Source organism: Clostridium fungisolvens, assembly GCF_014193895.1.
Classification (GTDB): Bacteria; Bacillota; Clostridia; order Clostridiales; family Clostridiaceae; genus Clostridium_AR; species Clostridium_AR fungisolvens.
The window spans coordinates 3,747,371-3,772,832 of sequence record NZ_BLZR01000001.1 but is presented as its reverse complement, the minus strand read 5'-3'; the positions used below and the strand labels follow the sequence as shown (position 1 = coordinate 3,772,832).

Sequence of the window (25,462 nt, the reverse complement as noted above, 5' to 3'; positions counted from 1 at the left end):
GAGGCAATAATGATAAGTAAAACTTTAAAAATAGAAGGTATGACCTGCGCAGCTTGCGTTAGGAGAGTTGAGAAGGCAGTAGCAAAGTTAGAGGGAGTTAATGAGGCGGCAGTTAATTTGGCTACAGAAACACTAAAGGTTTCTTTTGAAGAAGATAAATTATCTCTAAATGATGTGGAGGCAGCTGTTGATAAAGCAGGATATAAAGCTATTTCTACAGTAAAATCTGCTAAGATTAAAGTTGAAGGAATGACTTGCGCTGCATGTGTGAGCAGAGTAGAGAGATTTGTAAAAAAGGTTTCTGGTGTAGAAAAGGCTGAGGTTAACTTAGCAACAGAAACTTTGACAGTAGCTTTTGATTCTGATGTTATAAGACTTTCTGATATAAAGAAAGCAGTTGAGAAAGCTGGATATAAGGCTGTGGAAGATGAAAAGGAAGATGAGCATAGAGATAGGAAGCTACAAGAAATTCAATCTATGAAAAGAAGGCTTATAATATCAGCAGTTTTTACAGTTCCGTTACTATTGATAGCTATGGGACATATGCTTGGAATGCCACTACCTGTATTCATAGATCCTCACCATCATCCACTTAGTTTTGGGATAGTTCAGTTAATACTTGCTACAATAGTTATTGTAACAGGAATAAAATTCTTTAAGGTGGGATTTAAAAATCTTATACAACTTAGTCCAAACATGGATACGCTTATAGCAGTTGGTACTTCTGCAGCCTATATTTATGGATTGTTTGCAATATATAAGATAGGTCAAGGGTATATGGAATATACTATGGATTTATATTTTGAATCTGCAGGTACAATATTAACTTTAATAACATTAGGTAAATATCTGGAGGCTATAACTAAAGGAAAAACTTCAGAAGCAATAAAGAAACTAATGGGGTTAACACCGAAGACAGCTACTATTTTGAAGGATGGAGTTGAAAAAGTCATTTCCATAGATGAGGTAGAGGTTGGAGACATACTTATAGTTAAACCAGGAGAAAAGCTTCCTGTGGATGGAAGTATAGTAGAAGGACTTACTTCAATAGATGAATCAATGCTTACTGGAGAAAGTATTCCTGTGGAGAAGACAGTAGGGGATAGTGTATATGGTGCAAGTATTAACAAAAACGGGATGATAAAATACAAGGCTACAAAAGTTGGTAAAGATACAGCATTAGCTCAAATTATAAAACTTGTTGAAGATGCTCAGGGATCTAAGGCTCCAATAGCTAAAATGGCTGATATAATATCAGGATATTTCGTTCCAGTAGTTATAGGGTTAGCGCTAATTGCTAGTATTACATGGGCACTTCTTGGCCAGGGAACCATATTCTCGCTTACTATATTTATCTCGGTTTTAGTTATTGCATGTCCTTGTGCATTGGGACTTGCTACTCCTACAGCTATAATGGTTGGAACAGGTAAAGGAGCAGAATATGGTGTGCTTATAAAAAGTGGAGAGGCTTTAGAAACAAGTTATAAGATAAATACCGTTGTATTTGATAAAACAGGAACTATAACAGAAGGAAAGCCAAAGGTTACTGATATAGTAACAGTTAATATAGAAGAAAATCAGTTATTAACCTATGCTGCTTCAGCAGAAAAAGGTTCAGAGCATCCTTTAGGTGAGGCTATAGTAACAGAGGCAGAAGATAGAAATCTTGAATTTAAGGCAATTGAAAGCTTTAAAGCTATACCAGGGAAAGGTATAAGAGTAACCATTGATGGAAAATCAATATTGCTTGGAAATAAGAAGTTATTTAATGATGAAAATATAGATATTAATGTATTAGAAGATAATGCAAATGTACTTTCTGAGCAAGGAAAAACGCCTATGTTCTTATCTATAGACGGTCAAATATCTGGTATTGTTGCTGTGGCTGATACTGTTAAGTCCAATAGCAAAGATGCCGTAAAGGCATTGCATAAGATGGGAATTGAAGTAGTAATGCTGACTGGGGATAATAAAAATACCGCTGAAGCTATTGCGAGAGAAGTTGGAATAGATAGAGTTGTAGCAGAAGTAATGCCTGAAGATAAATCAAACAAGATAAAAGAAATTCAAGGTGAGGGCAGAAAGGTTGCAATGGTTGGCGATGGAATAAATGACGCACCTGCACTAGCTGCTGCAGATGTTGGTATCGCAATTGGTTCTGGTACAGATGTAGCTATAGAATCAGCTGATGTAGTTTTAATGAGAAGTGACATTTTAGACGTTATAACAGCCATAGATTTAAGTAAGAAGACTATAAGAAATATAAAACAAAATCTTTTCTGGGCTTTTGGGTACAATACCTTAGGTATACCGGTAGCGATGGGGATTTTATATGCCTTTGGAGGGCCACTTCTAAATCCTATGTTAGCAGCATTTGCAATGAGTTTTAGTTCTGTTTCAGTGCTTCTAAATGCACTAAGGCTTAAGAGCTTTAAGCCAATGGTTTAGTAAATTAATTTGCTAGAGAGAAGCTGCGGTAAATACTTTTCTCTAGCAAGATTTTAAAAATAATATATTTATATAAAAGGAGAGATGTACCATGAGTAAACAAGTAAAAATAGAAGGAATGTCATGTATGCATTGTGTAAAGCATGTTGAAAATGCTTTATCAGCATTAGAAGGTGTAGAAAGCTTCAAGGTTGAGGTGGGATCAGCTGTAGTTGAAGGAAATGTATCTGATGAAGCATTAAAGAATGCTATCGAAGAAGAAGGATACGATGTTGTATCAATAGCTTAATACAGAATAAAAAAACTGCCTAGTATTTTAGGCAGTTTTTTACACATTTATATTAAAGGTCAGCGCTTTCGAAAGTTTCTACTATGAAATCAAATTCGTTTGGATCAGATATTTCACCATAGTTATCTTCTGAAATACCAGGGTAGTAATATAATATAAATTTATCATCCTTATCAAAGACATTTTGTATTATAATATATTGTCTATCTAATTCACAATCTTGAAGGGTTGCTAATACATTGTATTTTGTACTTCTACCAGTATTATTGTTAGTAAGATCTAACGTAAAGTTCTTATGGTAGGTAACATTTATCTTTTCATGATCACAGCTCTTTATGAAAGAATTATGCCTACAGCCTCTACAGCTGTTAAAACTACATTCTTTTACACAGTTTAAACAAGCACAATTTGAACAATTTTTAAGTTGTACAAAATCTTCAAGGTGATCATTTTTAAAAGAGGTAAGCAAGCCTTCATATTTATTTCCTTTGAAAAGTCCACCTACAAAAGAAGTAGTTTTATTTTCAGTTTCAGCTGCATTTAAAAGTTCTATATATTTTTTTAATACATCTCTTTTAACATTATATTTTCTTATTTTTAAGGTTTTTTCTGAAAGGAAAGGAGCAACATTGTCTAAGCCATAGCTTATGTCAACATATACCTTGCCCCATACCTCTTTTTCTGATTTTACAAATTCTAAGTCCTTGCTCATCTCATTCACCTATACAATATTAATATTAAGAATTTTTATATTTTGCAAGTTCTGCATCTAAATCTGTAGTACCTAAAGCTTCAAATTCATTTTCTAGAGAGTCTACTTGTCTCAAATCCCCAAGACCTTCAGCAAGAGCTTCTTTTCTTTGAATCTTTCTTTCAATGTCGTCAACAGATATTGTGTTTGTCTTAGTTTGAACATTTGCAAGTATCTCGTTTACTTGTTTTGAAGCTTCAGCATTACTATATCTAGCAGCTGCTTCGTCTCTGTAACTCCTAGTCTTTTGTATTTCATCTTCAAGAGCTCTAAGATTTTTCTTGATCAATTCAGCTTTTGCTGAAGCGTCTGTATAGCTTGTTTTTAATGAATCATATTTTTTATCAGCATCAAGTTTTCTTTGAAGAGCTCTCTTAGCTAAATCTTCATTACCTTTAGCAAGAGCTAACTTAACTTTTTCATCATATTCTTCAGATTCCTTTTTAGCTATTACCATTTTCTTTTCTATTTCATGAACATTACCCAATATTTGAGCAGATGAAAGCTTTGCTTTATTTAAGTTTTCTTCCATATCCCTTACCTTTTGATCTAAAAGTAGTATTGGATCCTCCATATTGTCTAATGTGTCATTTACCTTTGCTTTAAACATATTTGATATTCTTGAAAAAACTCCCATGATTTTTCCTCCTATTATCTTCTTCTCATATATTTTTTTATTAAGTGAATAATTATAAGTAGTATTATTATTGTAAATAATATCTTGAATACACTGCCAACCACACTAAATGGTGAACTGTATCCAAAGAATGGTCTGTTATAGCCAGAATAACTGCTTCTTCCAAAGAAAGGTATCGGTATTGGTATATAGGATTTTTTAGATCCGCTATTATACTGAGATCCAGAGGAAGTTGAACTACCTGGGCTACTACTTGATGAACTTGAACTACTGCTTGAGTCAGGCTTTGAGTTTGAAAAGGATCCTGATTTGTAACCACTAGTTGATGACTTAGAACCACTGCTTGCTTTCGAAGGCGATGAACTTGAACTACTACTTGAACTAGAACTGCTACTTGAACTTGATTTGCTTCCGCTTGAAAAGGATCCTGATTTATAACTGCTAGAAGATTTAGATGAACTAAAAGAACTAGAAGATTTAAAGCTCGAAGATTTTCCACCTTTTGAAGCTGCGTAAACAGTTTGATTATTACTAAATCCACCAAAAGCATTTATACCATCTATGGTATAGCTTGAAAAAATAAATACAAATGTGAGGATCAACCCAAACAAAAAGCGCTTTTTATTTTGGTTTATGATAAACACCTCCAACAAATCGCCTTGCGATGTTTTTATTATATGGTATTATAAACTATATTTCAACTTATAAAATAACGTTTATTGTATTATGAGATACCTTTTGTGTTTTTTATTCTATTGTTTCTAAGTATTTCTCAATATATCTTTCATTTTCTTCGTATATCATAGATTGAATAAGTTAATTAATAACTCTTTATGTGTTTATATATAAATACATTAAAAATAAGTTGTCATAATTCAATGTATCTATTTTATGACTTAGAAAATTTTTATTGTTTATAGAAAATAAGCCTGTACTAATATATAATAATTCTTATTAGCCTAAGGATTGAAATTGAATTTTAAGAATATATATATGTGACGTGCGTTGTTAAGGGGTTGAAGACAAATAAATCAGTTTTATCGTGAAAACATTCATAGTCTTTAGCTAATAAGATTAACATCTAATTAATTTAGATATATAACATAGTGTAATAAGATTATACCATAGGGAACTATAATAATTATAAAATATTTGAAGTTTTTGGCAAAGTAAATTTTGGTCTAGTTTACATCTTGTTTAAAAAGTTTTACTTATGTAAAATTATAGTTAGGGAGCTGTAATATAGTAATTAATTATTTGAACTATAATCGTCTACATTTTCTTTTAGGTAACTTGAAAAGAAAAGTTGTGGTCTGATTGTATTTTTAGTAGTTAATATGCAATATATAAATCTCATAATAAATTAATGAACAAATATCATTAATACTAAGGAGTGTGTATTATGGAAAAAGATTTAACACAAGAAATGTCAATGGGAGCAATGATGGATAATTATGACTTTAAAAGAATTCATTCTGGAGACATTATAAAAGGTAAAATAATAAATGTTACCAAGGATGAGGTTTTTGTAAATATTAACTATTTTGCTGACGGAATAATTTCCCGCAATGAAGTTACTGATGAAGCAGATGTTGATCTATCTGAATTGTTAAAGGTAGATGATGAAATAGATGTAATGATATTAAGTACAGATGACGGAGAAGGTAATGTAGTATTATCAAAGAAGAAAGCAGATGAAATTAAGGTTTGGGATGATATAAAAGAAGCTTTTGAAAACAAAAAGGTTATTGAAGTTAAGGTTAAAGAACAAGTTAAAGGTGGTTTTGTAGCATTATATAAAGGAATAAGAGTATTTATTCCAGGTTCTCAAGGAGCTTTTGAATGGAGAGATAACTTTAATCAATTTGCTAATAACGTAGTAGAAGTTGCTATAATAGAGTTTGATGGAGATAAAAAGAAAGTTGTTGCTTCAAGAAGAGTAATTGAAACAGAGGAAAGAGAAAAGAAAAAAGAAAAAGCATGGAAGTCCTTAAGTGTAGGACAAAAAGTAAATGGTAAAGTTGTTAGACTTGCAAAGTTTGGAGCTTTCGTAGATTTAGGTGGAATAGAAGGACTTATACATGTTTCTGATCTTTCATGGAAGAGAATAAGTGATCCTTCAGAAGTAGTTTCACTAGGGGATGAAGTAGAAGTATTCATACAAGAAGTAGATCAAAAGAAGAACAGAATATCTCTTGCGCTTAAGGATGTATCTACTAACCCTTGGACTAATATAAGAGCTAGATATAAAGTTAATGATGTTGTACAAGGAAGAGTAGTAAAATTCATGAATTTTGGTGCTTTTGTAGAATTGGAACCAGGTGTAGAAGGACTTGTTCATATTGCTGAGATATCAGAAGAAAATATAGCAAAACCTTCAGATGCATTAAATATCAATGATATGGTAAAAGTAAAAATATTAGATATAGATGAAAATAATCACAGAATAAGCCTTAGCATAAAAGAAGCCTCAGAGAAATCAAAGGAATATTTACAATATAATGATAGCGCAGAAGGTGCTAGTTTAGGAGAGCTTTTTGGAGACTTATTTAAGAATCTTTAAAATTAGTTCGGAGGAATAATGCAAAATAAAAGCTCAAAGCCATTTTATCTTCAATCTGAAAAAAACAATTTAAGAGTTAAAATTACAATAGGGTTAATACTTCTTGTATTAGCTCTAATTACACCACCATTATTCTTAATTGTTATTATTTATATGGTGTATATAGCTTACCAAATAAAGAAAAACAAAAGTGAACAAGTAATTAAGTTTGAAGAAATACTTAGATTATATTCTAGTGAAAGCTATGATCAGTGCATTGTAGAATGTAATCATTATTATTACAATGATAATTTAAAAGTACATATAATCAAAGCTTTATGTTTATATGAAAATAAAAATTATCAAGAATTTATCAATATAATAAAACAGATAGATGGAAGTAAGCTTAATGAGGATATAGATATATTTTTAAAACTTGCTCAAAGCTATGAATATACAGGACAAATAGATGAAGCTAAAATAATATACAAAAAACTGCTTAAATATCAAACTAATAGTAAGTTTCTTAAGGATAAGATTGAACAAAAATAAGACAGTGGAAAACCACTGTCTTTTTCGCTACATAGAAAATTATAACTTCTCTATCTTAAGCATATTTGTACCACCAGTATGAGCTGTAGGCATTCCTGCAGCTACTATTATATTTTCACCTGTAGTTGCAATACCAACTTCTACAGCAGCATTTTTAGCCTCATTTATTATTTCATCTGTAGTGCTAAACTCTCTACAAATTCTAGGAATAACTCCAAAATTTAAAGATAGATGTCTTCTTACATTATCGTTAGGGGTTATAGCAACTATTGGACAGCTTGGTCTGTATTTAGATAATAATCTTGCAGTAGCGCCACTTTGAGTAGCAGCAACAATAGCCTTTGTAGGGAATTTAAGTGCTGTTTTAGCTGCAGAGTAGCTTATTGCATCACCAAAAGCAGAAAGACTTGGCTCCTTAAGTCTTCTCATAAGATGACCATAATCTAAATTTGCTTCAGTTTCTTTAGCTATTCTAGACATTGTGCTAGCAGCTTCAATTGGATAATTACCAGAGGCACTTTCTCCACTAAGCATTATTGCATCTGTGCCATCAAATATTGCATTGCATATATCACATGCTTCAGCTCTTGTAGGTCTGGAATTTCTAATCATTGAATCAAGCATTTGTGTAGCGGTAATAACTATCTTTCCAGCTTCATTACATTTTCTGATAATAGATTTTTGTATTATAGGTACTTTTTCTATGGGGATTTCTACTCCCATGTCACCTCTAGCTACCATAATTCCATCAGAAACCTCAATTATAGAATCTATGTTATTAACACCTTCCTGGCTTTCAATTTTAGATATTATCTTAATGTCTGTACCACCATGTTCGTCAAGAAGAGAACGTATTTCTGATACATCAGAAGCCTTTCTTACAAACGAAGCTGCAACAAAATCAACACCCATCTCGCAACCAAATTTTAAATCTTCTTTGTCTTTGTCAGTTATGCCCGGAAGTTTTATGTTTACATTAGGTACATTTACTCCTTTATGGTTTTTCATAGTTCCACCAACTACTACTGTGCATATAATATCTTTTCCCTCTACTTTATCTACCCTGAATTCTAATAATCCATCATCCACAAGGATAGTTCCACCTGGTTTTATATCTTCATAAAGAACATCATATGAAATAGAACATTTTGTTTCATCTCCAAGGATTTCTCCACCACAGCTAAATATAAATTTGTTACCTTCTTTAAGTGTAGCCTCGTTATTAACAAAGTTATGAGTTCTTATTTTAGGGCCTTTTATATCCATTAAGATAGCAGTAGGGGAATTAAGTTCATCTCTTAATTTCTTAATTAGATCTATTTTAATTTTATGATCTTCATGGGTTCCGTGAGAAAAGTTTAATCTTGCCGCACTCATCCCGATTTCAATAAATTTTTTTAATATGTCTTCATTATCACTTGCAGGACCAATTGTAAAAATCATTTTTGTTTTCTGCATATAAACACCTCACAAATTTATTTTATATAAAGATGTACTTGTTTAATTACAATACCGCGTTCATGACTCTTCTGGTTTAAAGAGTTCCTATGTCAAAACTCTAGAAGAGAATTTGAAAATGTAAGCCTAATTATAACGGAGTACATCTATAATATTCCCAGTATGAACAATTTAAATTAGGTCATCTTTGAATAACTTATTAAAATTAATATGTATATCTAGAGCGTATTTTAGTGACATTAATAGGTAAGTACATAATTTGATAAAATACTTTAATTTCAACTATAATTTTAAAGATATATTATAATAGAGAGCAATATTGATAAAAAATGATAATTATAAAATGAGAAAATTCTAAAAGTTAAAATTGCTTAGAGGTTAAAGAATATGTATTTAAAGGATTAATATGCTATATTATAAATATAGATAAAACACTTTTAAAGTGGTTATAGTATTATTTTACCATACAATTTAAATATTGAAAGGAAGATGTAATAAATATGGGAGTTTTATCACATTTAGAACCAAAAGATGTTTTTAATTATTTTGAAGAAATTTCTCAGATTCCTAGAGGCTCTGGAAATGAAAAAGAGATAAGTGATTATTTAGTTAATTTTGCTAAGAGTCATGGATTAGATGTTGTCCAGGATTCTAGCTTGAATGTAATAATAAAGAAGCCAGGGACAAAAGGCTATGAAAATGCTCCAATAGTTATAATTCAAGGCCATATGGATATGGTTTGTGAAAAAAATAAGGGAACTGAGCATGATTTTGAAAAAGATCCTCTTAAGCTAAGAATAGAGGGGGATAATGTATTTGCCACAGGTACAACACTAGGAGCAGATAATGGAATTGCTGTAGCGTATGCTTTAGCAATATTAAGCTCAAAAGAGATAGTTCATCCACCACTTGAAGTTCTTATAACTTCAGATGAAGAAGCTGGAATGGGAGGAGCTATGAACCTAAGTCCTGAACATATAAGCGGTAAGATACTTTTAAACTTAGATTCTGAAGAAGAAGGATTCTTACTTGTAAGCTGTGCTGGCGGAATAAGAAATAAAGCAGTTTTGAACATAGAATGGGAAGCTGTAAAGAATGGCGTTTCAAAGGCTGAAGTGAGAGTAAGAGGTCTTAAAGGCGGACATTCAGGAATGGAAATAAATAAGGAAAGAGGAAATTCCAATAAGATAATGGGAAGAGTACTTAAGAGTATTCTTGAAGAAGTTGATTTTAACTTAGTAGCTACTAATGGTGGTTCAAAAAATAATGCAATACCTAGAGAGCATGATTCTCTAATTGTATTCCCAAGCGATAAATTGGAAGTTATCAAAGAGAAGATCGACACTTGGAACCAAATATTAAGCAATGAGTTAAAAGCAGCAGACCCAGATGTTAAGATAGAATTTGAATTGGTTGATACAGCAGTAGAAAAAGTGTTCACTAAGAATACTACAAAGAAAGCTGTAGAACTATTATATCTTTTACCAAATGGAATAGATACAATGAGCATGGATATTCCAGGACTTGTTCAAAGTTCTACAAATTTAGGGGTCGTTACTACATCTGATGCTACAGTAGAGTATGATAGTGCTACAAGAAGTTCAGTTGGATCGTTAAAAGACGAAATAATTACAAGAACTAAAAACATTGCAGAGCTTATAGGAGCAGAGTTTGAAACATCTGCTGATTATCCAGAATGGCAATACAATCCAGAGTCTAAGATAAGAACTATATGTCAAGAAGTATATAAGACAATGACAGGAAAAGAGCCAGAAATACTAGCAATTCATGCTGGATTAGAATGTGGTTTGTTTACTGAAAGGTTAGGATCAGATATAGATATGATTTCTTTTGGTCCTAATCTATACGATGTTCATACTCCAAACGAGCATATGAGTATAACTTCTGTAAAAAATATATGGGATTATTTACTTAATGTATTAAAGGAAATAAAGTAAAAATACAAGAAAATTTAATATAAGAAAGATAGATGGCCATGAAAGAAAATAAAAATTCTTAGTGGTCATTTATTTTTGATGCTGTTAAAGTACTGTGTTGAAATTAATTGGTTAATCATCCGACGCCTTAATGAGCTTACGCAAAGAATTAATATGATTTTAATTTCAACAATATTCCTAAACATAGCCTTATTTTCTGATTGATGATAATTTAGAATTAAGTAATATTTTATCTCTTATCAAGAGATATTTAACATTGAGAGTGAGATAAACAATAGAAAATTAAAAGTAGCAGTTGCCACATGACTCGAAATTTAGTGGCTATTGCTAAATTAATAAAAATACTAGTGGGAATTTATAAATAAGATGGTAATGTAAAGTTTTATTAGTAAAAATAAAAATGTTTATGAATATTTCATAAATATTTTATTAAATTCCTTGACCTACCATACAAAAGTTTACTATAATGTAAAGGTAGTTACAAAGTGGTGACAAACAAATTTGCATATATGAATGAAAAGGTTAACATTGGAAAAAGAGACTTAGGGGATAATTAAGTATGAGAGGGGAGAACATAATGAGGAAAGGACTTAAGATTATAGCAGCAGGCTTTATTTGCTCAACTTTAGCGTTTGGACTAGCCTCATCTAGGGAAGCGAAAGCAGACACAACGGCTAAGAGTGAACAGGGGATAGTTTTAAAGACAGCTGAACTAAAGAGCAACAATAAAACAATTGTATCGCCAAAGAGCGAAGACAGCAGCGATTCAAAATCTAAAAGCAAGTCAACTGGAAGTAGCAAATCAAATGGAAGTACAAAGGCTTCAAGAGGAGGCACTTCAACCGCAGGTGGCGGTGCAGTTTCAATTGCATACCAATACTTAGGTACACCTTATGTATTTGGTGCAGCTGGACCAAGAGCTTTTGATTGTTCTGGTCTTACTCAATATGTTTATGCTAAGCTTGGTGTAAGCTTGCCACATTATACTGGTGCTCAGTATGCTATGGGTACTTCAGTATCTAAAGGAAATCTTAGTCCAGGAGACCTAGTGTTCTTCAATACTTATGGTTCAATAAGTCATGTTGGAATATATATAGGTGGTGGAGATTTTATTCATGCGCCATCATCAGGAAAGAATGTAACTGTAAGTTCTTTAAGTGAATCTTATTATGCTAGCAGGTATGCTGGAGCAAGACGAATAAAGAACTAAAGTTATATAAGCTAATTAAAGCCTGTGCTGATAAGCACAGGCTTTTTTGTCTTCTTTCATCAATTTATAAATCATTACTAAATATGACAGACTGGTGTCATAATAATACTATTATAATGGTAAAGGTAAACAATAAAAGATTATAAGATAGGGGATAAAGCATGAGTAATTTAACCTTTAGTGAAATAGTTGAACGTTCCGTTCAAATTAGAACTAGTTATCATCAACTTGAAAGACAATTTCACGAAAAAGAATGGACTGTGGAAGAAGATGCACTAGCTTTCTTAACTGATGCTGGATTAGTTGGTCGACTAACAATGTCTCAGCAAGGGCGATGGCCAGCAGATGGAGATAATATATTACAACTTGAACATAAACTTAGCGAATGTATATGGTGGATTATTGTTTTAGCGAAGCGTATGAATATCGATATAAATGAAGCTTTAAAGAAATTCTTATTTGAAACTATCAATTTTCAAGACTAAAGCTTTATGCATATAGTTATGATGTAGTACGATGTTCAATATTAGGTTGCAATGATCCCAAGTTGTTCAACTAGCACTAAATTAAAGACCATGCATAATTGAAGTTTTAAATCCAATTATGCATGGTCTTATAATATTAACTAACTTTTGAAGGAGAAACTCCGTAGTACTTCTTAAATAACTTACTAAAGTAATATGCATCCTCATAACCGACACTTTTAGCTGCTAGCTTTACTGGTAACCTTTCCATCTCTAACAGAGCTTTAGCTTTTTCTAATCTTATTTTTATTAAGTAATTTATAGGAGAGTCACCTGTCTCTTCTTTAAATATTTTAGAAATATATACTGGACTTAGGTACATGTTTTTAGCTATTTTATCTAAAGAAATCTCATTCATATAGTTTTCATTCATAAAATCTATTATTGACTTTACTAAGTTTTGCTTATCAGTTGATTCAAAAGAATATTTTACTGTATTTTTTACGCTTTCCTTAAAATGAGTTTCCCTAAGAAGTATAACTAAAAGTTTCATAACTAAAGCCTTTAACACTAAATCATATCCAAGTGCATTATTTTTTTGCTCTTCTATTATATCATTACAACAATTAAAAAATTCTTCTGCATGCCTCTTTAATCTTATTACAGGAAAATTGTCCTTGGTTAATATAAAGTTTTTCTTAAAGCCTTCCAAACGGAAGTTAGTTATGCCAATATGAAGTTCATGCAGATCTGACTCTTCAGTTATAAATTCTCTATGATACACACCTGGGTTAAAAAGAAGTATATCGCCCTTATTTATCATCATACATTCTTTTTCAATATTATATTCAACAAATCCATCGATAATAATGCTTAGCTCAATAAAGTCATGACTATGATATTGAGTCTCCATGGCCCCTCTATTCACAGCATCAAAAACATATAATATTTGAGGATTGAAGGACTGAGCACTTATACCTGTGTAACACATTTTATCACCCCTAACAATAGTACATTATAAATATACATCAGTATAAGAATATACATCAATAGTTTAAGAAATTACATTTATATTTTTTATTATTTAAGCAATAATTTATCTGTAATAAAAGAGAGGGTGTACTAGCTGAATTTATATAATTTTCAAAGCTTAACTAGAATCTTTGAGAACAAAATACACTTATTGAATCTAATATAAATGGTACATCAATTTCGAAAGGGGAGAAAAAATGGGTAGTCTAAAATGGATATGGGGTTATTTGAAAAGGTACAAGTTGAAGTATTTTATAGCACTATTTATGGTCTTAATTGCATCAGCACTTAACATGATAAATCCATTTCTTTCAGGTAAGATTGTAGATCAAGTAATTGGTGGCGGTGACAAAAAGATTCTGATATCAATACTGTTAATGATGATTGGAGTTTCCGTAATAAAGGTAATTGATAGATATATATTCCAAATGATTTTTGAGTTCGTTTCTCAAGACGTGATATTCAAAATAAGAGAAGATTTATATCAAAAACTCCTAAAGATGGATTTTGAATATTATAACAATACTAGAACTGGTGATTTAATGGCGCGTATGACTGGTGATACAGATGCTATAAGACATTTTGTAGCTTGGGTTGTATACAACGTATTTGAAAACCTGACTTTATTTATATTTGCCGTTGTAATGATGTTTACTGTAAATGTAAAACTAACAGTAGCACTAATACTTATAACTCCGATTATAGGGTTCTTAGCAACAAGGATGACAAAGGAAGTTGGACCTACTTTTTACGCTATAAGAGAAAGTTTTTCAAAGCTCAATTCGGTAGTTCAAGAAAATATAAGTGGAAATAGAGTGGTAAAGGCTTTTGCCAAAGAGCGATATGAGATTGAAAAATTTAATAGAGCTAATGATGATTATAAAGTTAAAAATCTAAAGTCTGCGAAGGTTTGGGAGAAGTATCTTCCTGTGCTAGATTCACTTGCTGGTGTACTATCTGTGATAATGATGTTAGTAGGTGGAATTATGGTTGCACATGGCACTATGACTATGGGGGATTTGGTTGTGTTTAATGGCTTTATATGGGCGCTGAACAATCCTATGCGTATGGCCGGATGGCTTATAAATGATTTTGAAAGATATGTAGCTTCAACCTATAAGATAAGAGATTTATTAAATGCAGAAGTAAAGATCAAAAGTCAGAATGAAAAACAAATTGTTGAGGGAATAAGAGGAGACATAAAGTTTGAAAATGTAAGCTTCAGTTATGAAAATGAAGAAATACTTAATGATATATCTTTTGAGATAAAATCAGGACAAACAATTGGTATACTTGGACCTACAGGAGCCGGCAAATCAACTCTAGTTAATTTAATCTGCAGATTCTATGATGTTACGAAAGGAAAAATAGAAATTGACGGAGTAGATATTAGGAAACTTGATATTATTAAGCTTCGAGATAGGATTGCAGTTGCAATGCAAGATATATTTCTTTTTTCTGACACTATAGAGGGAAATATAGCTTATGGAAGACCTGAAGCTACTTTTGAGCAGGTTCAAAGAGTTGCAAATGTTGCTGGTGCCCATGAGTTTATAGTAAACATGCCAGAAGGCTACGACACGATAATTGGGGAAAGAGGTGTTGGGCTTTCTGGAGGACAAAAACAGAGGATAGCTCTGGCAAGAGCGTTACTCAAAAATCCTTCAATATTAATACTAGATGATACTACTTCAAGTGTAGATATGGAGACGGAATTAAAGATACACAAGGAACTGAGATCCATCTATAAGAATAGAACTAACTTTATTATTGCTCACAGGATTTCATCAGTAAAAAATGCAGACATTATCCTTGTTTTAGATGATGGTAAGGTTATTGAAAGGGGAACTCATGAGGAACTACTAAAGAAGAGAGGATACTATTATAGTGTTTATGCAAATCAATTTGGAGATTTTGATGTAATAAGGGGGGCGGTGTAATGGCTAGAAATAAATTTGATGTAGATGAAGAGCTTGAGACCAGCTTTAGTTTAGAACATCTAAAAAGACTTTTATCATATATAAAACCTTATAAGAAAGACATAACTATAACTGTTTCACTCATGTTCTTAGCGAATATGGCGAGTTTGCTAGGACCATATCTAGTTAAGGTAGCAATGGATGATAAGATACCTAACAAAGATATAAGAGGACTTGGGATATTAGCGGTAATATTTCTGTTAACCTTGGTGATAACAGGTGTATGTATGAAGTATAGAATAAGATCAATGTCTATGATTGGCCAAAATGTACTTAGAAAAATGAGATTGGATTTGTTCACTAATCTTCAAAGACTTCCTTTTAGTTATTATGACAACAGACCACATGGAAAGATCTTAGTAAGAGTGGTTAATTATATTAATTCCTTAAGTGACTTACTGTCAAATGGATTGATAAATCTTATTACAGATACACTTAGCTTATTTATGGCAATTGGATTTATGCTTGCCATAGATGTAAAGCTTACTTTAATTAGTATAGTAGGAATACCAGTGCTTTTACTTGTGGTTATGATTCTTAAAAAAGTCCAAAGAAAAGCCTATCAGATATTAAGCAGTAAGCAGTCAAATATGAATGCTTATATACACGAAAGCATAAACGGTATAAAGGTTACACAATCTTTTGCCAGAGAAGAAGAAAACTTAAGAATATTTAGAGAAGTATGTGATAATTATAGAACTTCATGGTTGAAGGCTGTAAGTATACAATTTTTACTTTGGCCATCAGTAGAAATAATTTCTACGTTAACTGTTTCATTAATATATATAGCAGGTATATATTATCTGTCAGCGGAGGTATCGGTAGGTGTACTAGTTGCTTTCGTTGGATATGTATGGAGATTTTGGAATCCGATTTTAAACATAGGTAATTTTTATAACTCTATAATAACAGCAATGGCATATCTTGAAAGGATATTTGAAGCTATGGATGAAAAGCCTGTAGTTACCGATTTGCCAGGCGCTAAAGAAATGAAAACAATAAAAGGTGATGTACAGTTCAGAAATATTACATTTGAATACGAAGATAACAAGCCTATACTGAAGGACATAAACTTTAAGGTAAAAGCTGGGGAGACAGTTGCTCTGGTTGGTCCTACAGGAGCAGGAAAGACTACAATAGTTAATTTGTTAAGTAGATTTTATAATATAGAAAACGGAACTGTATTAATAGATGAAACAGATATAAGCACTGTAACCCTTAACTCTTTAAGAAAACAAATGGGAGTTATGCTTCAAGATTCTTTTATATTTTCTGGAACGATAATGGAGAATATAAGATATGGTAAGCTTGATGCAACAGATCAAGAGGTTATAGAAGCAGCTAAAATTGTGAGAGCCCATGATTTTATATGGCAGCTAAAGGATGGGTATGAAACAGAAGTTAATGAAAGAGGAACAAGATTATCTGTTGGACAAAGACAACTTATTTCTTTTGCAAGGGCTCTTTTGGCAGATCCAAAGGTATTAATACTAGATGAGGCAACCTCGAGTATAGATACTAAGACAGAAATCTTGCTTCAGGAAGGATTGGATAATCTACTAAAAGGTAGAACTTCTTTTATCATTGCGCATAGATTATCTACAATAAAAAATTCTTCTCAGATAATGTATATAGATAAAGGTGTGATACTGGAACAAGGGACTCATGATGAATTAATTAACCGTAAGGGAGCTTACTTTAAATTATATAATTCTCAATTTGATATATTAAATGCTGTATAGAAAAATATAAGTTTTTTAAACTGAAGGTTAGGTTTTATCTAATTTTCAGTTTTTTCTTTAGAAAAGTAAAATAAAGAAAAATCTTTAAATAACTAAATTTGATAATTTCATATAATGTACAATCTATGCATGTGCAAAGCAAATTACCTTAAGACTAAAAACAGTAAAATAAAAAACATAGTCATAACTTGAGAAATTTATAAATACAAATATCTATAAGTACAATTATTCTTTGGAATAAAAAATAGCGAGGTGAAGGAAATGAAATACACAAGATACGATCTAAATAAGAGACAGACGAATGGTGGAAAAGTGATGGTTTTTCTAGTAATAGTGGTGGTTGTAGCATTAACGTTAGGAACTGCCCTAGCGAAAATAATATTTAATAAAACCCCTGATGCTGCTAATAACCCTAAGACCAACAGCACTGAACAGGTGGGAAATGCAAACAAAGGAGATACTACAGTTTTTTCATTGGTTCAATGTGGATATTATTCGAAAAAAGAAAATGCAGATGATAATAAGAATAAACTAAAAGATAAGTATAATTCATTTACTGTAAAAGATAATGATAGGTTTAGAGTAGGAGTTTTGATTGGAAAGACTGATGAAGCTGATAAGCTTTCTAAAGATCTTACAGCAGCAGGTGTAACTAACCTAAAAGTGAATTTTGAGATAAGTAATAAGGATTTGTGCTCAAAAGAATTAGCAGAAATGGTAAGTGGATATCTTCAAGTGATCCATACCCTAGAAGGTAAGGATACTAAGAGCGTTAAGACTGATGAATTTAAAAAATGGACAAACGGTCTTCAGGAGGATAGTAAAAGTGAATATTTTAGCATATTTCAAACTTTGAAAAAAAGTATAAACGACTTACCAGCTGAAATGAGTAAAGATAATATTGAAAGTTCCTATGGAACAATATTTACAGCACTTAGTAATTTTAAAGTAAAATAGAAAAAATATTATAGATGAACCACTTCATTATGAAATGCACATTTGAAAAGTTAGTAAGATATTGCTAAGGTTAACATGTGCTTTCCAAATGGGGTGGTATATTTTTATGCTTTGTTTGGGAATATATTGAACTTAATTTAGGTTTAATCTAATATTTAATATAAAATTTTTCAATTAAGAAAAGTTGTTAATAGAATGTTTAAAATAATATCGTAGAGAAGTCGATTACATACAAGAATTTTAATATTTTCTTAACCATATTACGGAGAAAGTATAAGATAATAAACCATGAGTGTAGGGGTTTTTCACTTAATTTACCAATATTATAAAAAAACTTTAAAAAAAAACAAATACCCTTGTTATAACATTTATTAAATGATAAACTATAAAAGATGTAAAAATGAGGTGGGGATAGCAATGAAGTCAGGTTCTAAAAACGTTGGTATACTTATATTTTTTATCTTTTTAGGCTTATTATTAGGAAGTCTAGCTGGAGAAATTTTAGGTGATAAATTTAGTTCGCTAAAGTTTTTAAAGACTTCATATTCTATTGGTACGCCTACGCCAGTTGCACTAGATTTGAAAGTATTTCTTTTAACAATCGGTATGAGTATAAAAATAAATATTCTATCAATTATTGGAGTTATATTGGCAATAATACTATATAAAAGGTATTAGGATGTGATAATTTGAATTTTATATTAGCTTCGGCTTCTGATAGGAGAAAAGAACTTCTCAACAGATTGATTAAAGAGTACGAGGTTATACCATCTTCTTTTGATGAAGATTCCATTGTATTTACAGGGGATGTAGGTAAGTATGTTAAAGAATTATCCCTTGGTAAAGCAGAGTATATAAGAAATGACATAAAAAAACCTAGTATAATAATTGCAGCTGATACAGTTGTAAGTTTAGAAGACAAGGTTTTGGGGAAACCTAAAGATAAGGGGGATGCCTTTAAGATGTTACAATCTCTTAGTGGCAAAACTCACCAAGTATATTCAGGAATCACAGTAATCAATACTGAAAATAATAAGTTAATATCAGATTACGTATGTACTGATGTTACATTTTCTGTAATATCAAAAGAAGAAATAGATGAGTACATAAATACCGGTGAACCAATGGATAAAGCAGGTTCTTACGGAATCCAAGGTTTTGGAGGTGTTTTCGTAGAGAAAATAGATGGCTGCTATTATAGTGTAGTGGGCTTACCTCTAAACAAGTTAAAAAACATTTTGAGAGATATTGTTAAATAAATTGGGCATGGGGAAGGATATTAAGATAAAGCTTATTGGCTATAAAACTATTTTTAACTTTTCTATATTATGTATAGAATTTGAAGATAAGTTTTAATATTAAGTTGATGTAGCTATAAAGGAGTTTATTATATGAACGTAAATCTTAAAATATCAGATATCCCTAAAAATGAAAGACCTCAGGAAAAGCTAATAAGACAAGGATCGAGCGCATTATCAAATCATGAGTTACTTGCATTGATACTTAGAACTGGTACTTCTAATGAAAATGTACTGGGACTTAGTATGAGAATTCTTCAAGAACTAGATGGAATTAATGGGCTTCTAAATACGTCTCCGGAAGAGCTTATGAAAATAAAGGGGATAAAAGAGGTTAAAGCAACGCAAATAATGGCGCTATGCGAACTTTTTAAAAGGTTTAGAAGTTTCAAAGCAGGTGAAGAAATTCGAATAAGTGACCCTAAAAGCGCAGCTATGATTGTTATGAATGAAATATCTCATTTAAAACAAGAGGTACTTATGCTTATGATGCTCAATACTAAAAATGCCATTATTTCTATAAAAGAAGTGTTTAAAGGCAGTTTAAATTCATCAATAGTACATCCGAGAGAAATCTTTCTAGAAGCTATAAGGAAAAGTGCAGCTTCAATAATAATATGTCATAACCATCCTTCAGGAGATCCTACTCCAAGTAAAGAGGATGTTAATATAACCTTGCGCATAAAAGAATGTAGCAAGATTGTAGGAATAGACTTATTAGACCATATTATTATAGGTGGTCAAAAGTTTATAAGTTTAAAAGAACAAGGAATAATCTAAAACTGAAAGGGGAATAAACATGGGATTGTTTGGAATGAATAAAGATATGGGGATAGATTTAGGTACTGCGAATACCTTAGTATACGTTAAAGGAAAAGGCATAGTTTTAAGAGAACCTTCAGTTGTAGCAATTAATAATATGACTAAGAAGCCTTTAGCTGTGGGATCAGAAGCTAAGCAAATGATAGGTAGAACTCCAGGAAATATAGTTGCTATAAGACCTTTAAAGGATGGAGTTATAGCAGATTTTGATATAACACAAACGATGCTTAAGAAGTTTATTGATATGATAACAAATAAAAGCGCTTTCGCAAGTCCAAGAATAATAGTATGCTTTCCATCAGGAGTTACAGAAGTTGAAAGAAGAGCTATAGAAGAATCAACTAAGCAAGCTGGAGCAAGAGAAGTTGTACTTATGGAAGAACCAATGGCTGCAGCTATAGGAGCAGGACTTCCGGTTGATGAACCAACAGGAAGTATGATAGTTGATATCGGTGGAGGTACAACTGAAGTTGCAGTAGTTTCACTTGGAGGTATAGTTACTTCTAAATCTTTAAGAGTTGCTGGAGATGAGCTAGATCAAGCTATAATAAGCTATATAAAGAGAGAATATAACTTGATGATAGGTGAAAGAACAGCTGAAAATATAAAGATGGAAATAGGTTCAGCATTTAGAAATGACGAAGAAGAAGAAAAAACAATGCCTATTAAAGGAAGAGATTTAATTACAGGACTTCCAAAGACTATTGATGTAACTGAGACACAAATAAGAGAAGCTTTAAAAGAACCTGTTTCTGCAATTATAGAAGCAATTAAAACTACTCTTGAAAAGACACCACCTGAACTTGCAGCAGATATAATGGATAAAGGTATAATGCTTGCTGGTGGAGGTGCTCTACTTCAAGGATTAGATGCGTTAATAAATCATGAAACTCATATGCCTGTACATATAGCTGAATCTCCTCTTGACTGTGTTGCCCTAGGAGCAGGTAAAGCTCTAGATAAATTTGATATAATAGCAAAGCAACAAAGAGGATAAAATGAAGCTTCTCAGAAATAAACTGGCAGTAACTGTTATAGTACTGTCAGTTAGCTTTTTAGCTATAATTATTTACAGTGTTAAAAGAGATTCAAGCAATCCTATTATAAGTGGAGCAGGCACTGCACTTAATCCAATACAGAAAGCAGCTTATACGCTAGCAGATAAGGTTAAAGGTGGACTAGATTTCTTTGTTAACTTCTCTGAGGTTAAAAAGGAAAATGAAGAGCTTAAGCAAAAGAATACAGAACTTGAAAACGAACTGATAGAGTACGGAAGTTTAAAGAGTGAAGTTGGTAATCTAAGAAATATGCTAAATTTTAAAGAACAAAAGTCCAGCTATAATTACGTAGGTGTATATATAACAGCAAAATCAGATTCAAGTACTCTTAATGGATATATGATAGATAAGGGAACTAATGCTGGAATTGCTAAGGATATGATTGTTATTGCACCAGAAGGCTTGGTTGGAAAAGTAGTAGAAGCTAATTCAACTTGGTCAAAAGTGCAAACTCTTACTAATTTAAACTTTGCTGCTCACGCAAAAGTAGATCAATCTGATATTTCAGGGATAGTTAGGGGATACAAAAATAGTGATAACGAACCATTAGCGGTTTTAGATTTACTTCCTATAAACTCGAAGATAAACAAAGGAGATGTAATAACAACTACAGGACTTGGTGGCATGTATCCAAAGGATCTAAAGATAGGAACAGTGGTGTCTGTAGAAGAAGATAAAGTTAAAGTTAATAAAAGTGCTATAATAAAGCCTTCTGTGGACTTTAATAAGTTAGAAGAATTATATGTAGTAATACCACCAGATGGAAATAAAGAAGAGATAAAATATAAGGACTAAGGGGGACGAATAGGTGAAAAGAGTTGTGCTGGCAATTATATGCCTGATTTTATTAATTCTTGATAACAGTATTGTCCCTTTCTTTTCAATATTTAATGGAACTCCAAGTCTATTATTGTGTTTTGTAATTTGCTTTTCAATAATAAACGGAAGATGGGAAGCAACTATAATTGGAGCTTTTAGTGGACTGTTACAGGATGTTTTTTTCTATAAGTATTATGGAATCAATGCTTTAGCAAATCTACTATTGTGCATTTTAGCAGCTATTATCGGTGAGAATATATTTAAAAACAGGAGGTTTATTCCTGTTTTATCAACATTTTGTCTATCGATAATTAAGTTGTTATTTGTTATGATTGTATTGTATTTAGCTAAGGTTAAAACGTCTTTGGGATATCCTATACTTATCTCAGCGGTGTACAATATGGTTATAGTTTTTTTAATATATAACAGAGTATATAGATTTTCAAATAAGAAGTATATGAAGGTTCAGTGGAAGTTCAATAAAGATTAATAGGTGATAATAATGAATAACGTTAAGAAGAAAAAGAAGACAGTGAATCGATATACAGTAGTAATAGTAATAATGTTTATTATATTTTCAGCTATAGTAGGAAGACTAATCTATTTACAAATTTTTAAGTATGATGACTATACTGATCGAGCTAATACTAGTTCAAGAAGATTAGTAACAGAAAAGGCACCTAGAGGAAAGATATATGATTCTCAAGGAAATCTTTTAGCTACCAATAAGCAAGTGTATACTTTGACATTTACTCAAACTGATGACTCATCTAAAAGTTTTTATACAACTATGAAGCAAGTATTTAAACTTCTAGATGAGAATAATGATTCTCAGCAAGATACATTAAATCTTAAGATTAATGATAAAGGTGAACCGTATTTTGATTTTAATGTTTCATCTGATGACAGTAAAAGAGCTTTAGAGATCAGATTCAAGAGAGATAGAGGTATGAATGATGATATAAAGAACAAACTGTTTAAAGGTAAGCAAGAGCTTACTGATGATGATGAAAGCAAAATAGATGAAGAGCTGATAAAGATAAGCGCAAAAGATACCTTTTATTATATGGTTAAGTTTTATCAAATGTATGATATGTTGAATCCTACAACTGATGAAAGAAAAACATATAAAAGTTTGAGTGGACAAGAAATAACAGAAATGCTTTTAAAGAAATTTTCTATAAATGACCTTAGAAGATATATGTTGGTTAAAGATGCAATAAAGATGCAAAGTTTTTCAGGTTTTAAGCCTGTTACTATAGCTGCGAACATAAAAAAAGACACAGCATCGATATTTTATCAAAAATTAACTAGTCTTCCAGGAGTAGATGTAGCTTTAGAACCTATGAGATACTACCCTTATGGGCAATATAATTTAGCTTCTAGCGTAATTGGCTATGTTGCTTCAATAGATAGTAGCAAAAAGGATAGATACGAAGAAAGAGGCTATGACGTATCTACTGATGTCATAGGTAAAGCAGGAATAGAGTCTGCATTTGAATCAGTGCTGAAAGGAAATACTGGAGGAACTACAATTAAGGTCGATTCTCAAGGTAGAAAAACAGAGGAGCTATTTGACCTTGAGCCAAGTCCTGGTGAGAATGTTCACTTAAGTATAGATAAGAATATTCAGTATTCTGCAGAAAAAGCCCTTCAAGAAAGAATGGACTATGTTAAAACTCAAGTAAATGACCCTCAGTATAAGATATCAAAAAACTTTAATACTACAAGAGGTGCAGCTGTCGCTATTGAAGCAAAAACAGGAAGAGTTTTAGCAATGGTTAGTAATCCAGGATTTGATGCTAATATATTCTCAGAACCAGGAAAACTTACTCCAGACTTATCTAAACAATTTTTTGCTCCTGATTATGAAGCTTATGGAAAGATGATTATATCGAAGTATAACCTAAACAAAACTGTGGACGAACTATTTCCAAAGGATGCAAATGGTAATAGACAAGACAAATATGATCTATATCCTAAACCATTTTACAATTATGCAACTATGGGATTAATACCTCCTGGATCAACTTTTAAGCCTTTAACATCATTGGCAGCTTTAGAAGAGGGAGTAGTTACCCCTAATGAAACCTTATATGGTAAGAAATATTTTGATATACATCCAGATGTTTTTGGATCTTGGGCTCCTGCTGATGAGCATGAATATGGAATAGTAGACTTAAAGAGAGCGTTAGCTGTATCTTGTAACTTCTACTATTATGAAATGGGATATAGAATGTATGTGAAGAATGGTTCAGATACTAAAGCTCTAGATAGTATAGCGAAATACGCATGGCAACTTGGTATGGGAACAGATCCTAAGAGTAATCAAAAAGGAAGCACTGGTATTGAAATAGGAGAAAACTTTGGACAAACATATAACTATGAATATTTCAAAAGCCAAACTTTATATTACTCAAGATTTGAATTGGTTGATGCTTTATCAAAAGGAGCTTACGGATCATATAATTTTCTTCCTTTAGATATCGAGGCGAAAGACGATGATGATGATAAATTAAAAGAAACCAAACAACAAATAAAAGATTTAGTTGTAAACTTTATTAAAGGTAGTAGTGGTGGTAAATTAAGCTTTAATGATTTTAATACTAAATTAAAAAATTTATTGGATGATTTACAGAGTAATTCAAAAGTGTTTGATGATAGAATAAAAGCCTATAATGCTACTGGTAGAAAATATTCTCATGGAGCAGTTATAGATGCTATTGATCAATTCATATACGACAAGAATGGTGCTGTAAATACACCTGCAGAGCTTGTAAATGCATCAATAGGACAAGGTATAAATAACTTTAGTTTGGTTCAGCTTGCTAGTTATATCTCAACAATAGCAAATGGAGGCACAAGATATAAGGTTCATCTTGTGGATCAGGTAACTGACAATAGTGGGAAGGTAGTAAAAGAGTATAAGCCAGAAGTTTTAGGTAAGATAAATATTAAACCAGAAACTCTAAATGCTATAAAGCAAGGAATGTATATAGTTAACAATGGTACTGATGAAGGTACTGCTAGAGCTCACTTTGTAGGATTCCCAATTCCGACTGCTGGTAAGACTGGAACTGCTACATACAATACTAATGAAGAAGATTACGGAAGAAGTGACTACTCTGTGTATGTATCTTTTGCACCTGTTGATGATCCACAAATAGTGGTTGCTGTAGTTATGTATGATGGATATCAAGGTAATATGGGAGCACCAGTGGCAAGAGCTATATATGAAACTTACTTCAGAGATCAGATAAAGCAACAGTTTCCAAGTTATCAACCTATGTTCGACTATACTTTAAATCCTCCTTTGGAAGATGTTAAAGACGATAATTTAAAATAAAAAAATAATTATATATAGCCTGCCAGAATTTCTTCACATACGTTTAGAAAAGGCAGATGCGTTAAAAAAGTCGCTGAAGAAGATCATTTCAGCGACTTTT

At 31.7% G+C, this 25,462-nt stretch carries 22 protein-coding genes; 17 read left to right on the top strand and 5 right to left on the bottom strand.

The annotated features are described in order from the left end of the window. The first annotated feature begins 9 nt into the window (after positions 1–9). Together bsdtw1_RS16585 and bsdtw1_RS16580 are read left to right on the top strand one after the other, a co-directional pair. Positions 10–2,448, top strand: a complete 2,439-nt coding sequence (locus bsdtw1_RS16585; protein WP_183278671.1) for a heavy metal translocating P-type ATPase — start codon at positions 10–12, stop codon at positions 2,446–2,448. Between the two features lie 91 nt (positions 2,449–2,539). After that, positions 2,540–2,737 carry a heavy-metal-associated domain-containing protein gene (locus tag bsdtw1_RS16580; protein WP_183278670.1) on the top strand — a complete coding sequence of 66 codons (198 nt, stop codon included), beginning with the start codon at positions 2,540–2,542 and terminating at the stop codon, positions 2,735–2,737. 52 nt (positions 2,738–2,789) lie between these two features. Here the strand turns inward: bsdtw1_RS16580 and bsdtw1_RS16575 are convergent, their stop codons facing one another. From bsdtw1_RS16575 to bsdtw1_RS16565, 3 genes are read right to left on the bottom strand one after another with little or no spacing between them, the layout of a single operon-like run. Beyond that, positions 2,790–3,449, bottom strand: a complete 660-nt coding sequence (locus bsdtw1_RS16575) for a DUF1292 domain-containing protein (RefSeq protein ID WP_183278669.1) — start codon at positions 3,447–3,449, stop codon at positions 2,790–2,792. A 25-nt stretch (positions 3,450–3,474) separates the two neighbouring features. Beyond that, on the bottom strand, positions 3,475–4,125 hold the full coding sequence (locus bsdtw1_RS16570; RefSeq protein ID WP_183278668.1) for a PspA/IM30 family protein: 651 nt from the start codon (positions 4,123–4,125) through the stop codon (positions 3,475–3,477). A 14-nt stretch (positions 4,126–4,139) separates the two neighbouring features. Beyond that, complete coding sequence (locus bsdtw1_RS16565; protein ID WP_183278667.1) at positions 4,140–4,769, bottom strand: hypothetical protein; 630 nt, start codon at positions 4,767–4,769, stop codon at positions 4,140–4,142. A 758-nt stretch (positions 4,770–5,527) separates the two neighbouring features. On the opposite strand from bsdtw1_RS16565, the gene rpsA reads away from it, so the two are divergent. Together rpsA and bsdtw1_RS16555 are read left to right on the top strand one after the other, a co-directional pair. Next, the gene (gene rpsA / locus bsdtw1_RS16560; protein WP_183278666.1) at positions 5,528–6,688 is read left to right on the top strand and encodes a 30S ribosomal protein S1; all 1,161 of its coding nucleotides are present in this window, start codon (positions 5,528–5,530) and stop codon (positions 6,686–6,688) included. 18 nt (positions 6,689–6,706) lie between these two features. Next, the gene (locus bsdtw1_RS16555; protein WP_183278665.1) at positions 6,707–7,219 is read left to right on the top strand and encodes a tetratricopeptide repeat protein; all 513 of its coding nucleotides are present in this window, start codon (positions 6,707–6,709) and stop codon (positions 7,217–7,219) included. 39 nt (positions 7,220–7,258) lie between these two features. Here the strand turns inward: bsdtw1_RS16555 and pyk are convergent, their stop codons facing one another. Further along, entirely contained in the window at positions 7,259–8,677 is a 1,419-nt protein-coding gene (gene pyk, locus bsdtw1_RS16550) for a pyruvate kinase (RefSeq protein ID WP_183278664.1), read from the bottom strand. A gap of 500 nt (positions 8,678–9,177) precedes the next feature. Between pyk and bsdtw1_RS16545 the strand changes: the two genes are divergently transcribed. The 3 genes from bsdtw1_RS16545 to bsdtw1_RS16535 all read left to right on the top strand — a co-directional run bounded on the left by bsdtw1_RS16545 (position 9,178) and on the right by bsdtw1_RS16535 (position 12,330). Further along, positions 9,178–10,635, top strand: a complete 1,458-nt coding sequence (locus bsdtw1_RS16545; protein ID WP_183278663.1) for an aminoacyl-histidine dipeptidase — start codon at positions 9,178–9,180, stop codon at positions 10,633–10,635. A gap of 577 nt (positions 10,636–11,212) precedes the next feature. Further along, positions 11,213–11,845, top strand: coding sequence for a C40 family peptidase (locus bsdtw1_RS16540; RefSeq protein ID WP_183278662.1), 633 nt, complete (start codon positions 11,213–11,215; stop codon positions 11,843–11,845). A gap of 161 nt (positions 11,846–12,006) precedes the next feature. Beyond that, on the top strand, positions 12,007–12,330 hold the full coding sequence (locus bsdtw1_RS16535) for a nucleoside triphosphate pyrophosphohydrolase family protein (RefSeq protein ID WP_183278661.1): 324 nt from the start codon (positions 12,007–12,009) through the stop codon (positions 12,328–12,330). 136 nt (positions 12,331–12,466) lie between these two features. Here the strand turns inward: bsdtw1_RS16535 and bsdtw1_RS16530 are convergent, their stop codons facing one another. Continuing rightward, positions 12,467–13,300: an AraC family transcriptional regulator gene (locus tag bsdtw1_RS16530; RefSeq protein WP_183278660.1), complete on the bottom strand. Its 834-nt coding sequence runs from the start codon at positions 13,298–13,300 to the stop codon at positions 12,467–12,469. Between the two features lie 238 nt (positions 13,301–13,538). On the opposite strand from bsdtw1_RS16530, the gene bsdtw1_RS16525 reads away from it, so the two are divergent. The 10 genes from bsdtw1_RS16525 (at position 13,539) to bsdtw1_RS16480 (ending at position 25,362) form a co-directional block, all read left to right on the top strand. Further along, positions 13,539–15,281: an ABC transporter ATP-binding protein gene (locus bsdtw1_RS16525; RefSeq protein ID WP_183278659.1), complete on the top strand. Its 1,743-nt coding sequence runs from the start codon at positions 13,539–13,541 to the stop codon at positions 15,279–15,281. Further along, positions 15,281–17,062, top strand: coding sequence for an ABC transporter ATP-binding protein (locus bsdtw1_RS16520; protein WP_183278658.1), 1,782 nt, complete (start codon positions 15,281–15,283; stop codon positions 17,060–17,062). Before bsdtw1_RS16525 ends, bsdtw1_RS16520 begins: the two co-directional genes overlap by 1 nt. A 261-nt stretch (positions 17,063–17,323) precedes the next feature. Beyond that, positions 17,324–18,019, top strand: coding sequence for an SPOR domain-containing protein (locus tag bsdtw1_RS16515; RefSeq protein WP_183278657.1), 696 nt, complete (start codon positions 17,324–17,326; stop codon positions 18,017–18,019). A 417-nt stretch (positions 18,020–18,436) separates the two neighbouring features. Continuing rightward, positions 18,437–18,697, top strand: a complete 261-nt coding sequence (locus bsdtw1_RS16510) for a DUF4321 domain-containing protein (RefSeq protein WP_183278656.1) — start codon at positions 18,437–18,439, stop codon at positions 18,695–18,697. A gap of 11 nt (positions 18,698–18,708) precedes the next feature. After that, positions 18,709–19,278 (top strand): Maf-like protein, encoded by a 570-nt coding sequence (locus bsdtw1_RS16505; RefSeq protein ID WP_183278655.1) that lies wholly within the window; start codon positions 18,709–18,711, stop codon positions 19,276–19,278. Positions 19,279–19,410: 132 nt separating this feature from the next. Then, entirely contained in the window at positions 19,411–20,097 is a 687-nt protein-coding gene (gene radC, locus bsdtw1_RS16500; RefSeq protein WP_183278654.1) for a RadC family protein, read from the top strand. Between the two features lie 19 nt (positions 20,098–20,116). Then, entirely contained in the window at positions 20,117–21,136 is a 1,020-nt protein-coding gene (locus bsdtw1_RS16495; RefSeq protein WP_183278653.1) for a rod shape-determining protein, read from the top strand. Position 21,137: 1 nt separating this feature from the next. Then, positions 21,138–21,992 (top strand): rod shape-determining protein MreC, encoded by an 855-nt coding sequence (gene mreC, locus bsdtw1_RS16490; protein ID WP_183278652.1) that lies wholly within the window; start codon positions 21,138–21,140, stop codon positions 21,990–21,992. 13 nt (positions 21,993–22,005) lie between these two features. Then, complete coding sequence (gene mreD / locus bsdtw1_RS16485; protein WP_183278651.1) at positions 22,006–22,506, top strand: rod shape-determining protein MreD; 501 nt, start codon at positions 22,006–22,008, stop codon at positions 22,504–22,506. Positions 22,507–22,518: 12 nt separating this feature from the next. Further along, entirely contained in the window at positions 22,519–25,362 is a 2,844-nt protein-coding gene (locus bsdtw1_RS16480; protein ID WP_183278650.1) for a penicillin-binding transpeptidase domain-containing protein, read from the top strand. The last annotated feature ends 100 nt before the right edge of the window (positions 25,363–25,462 follow it).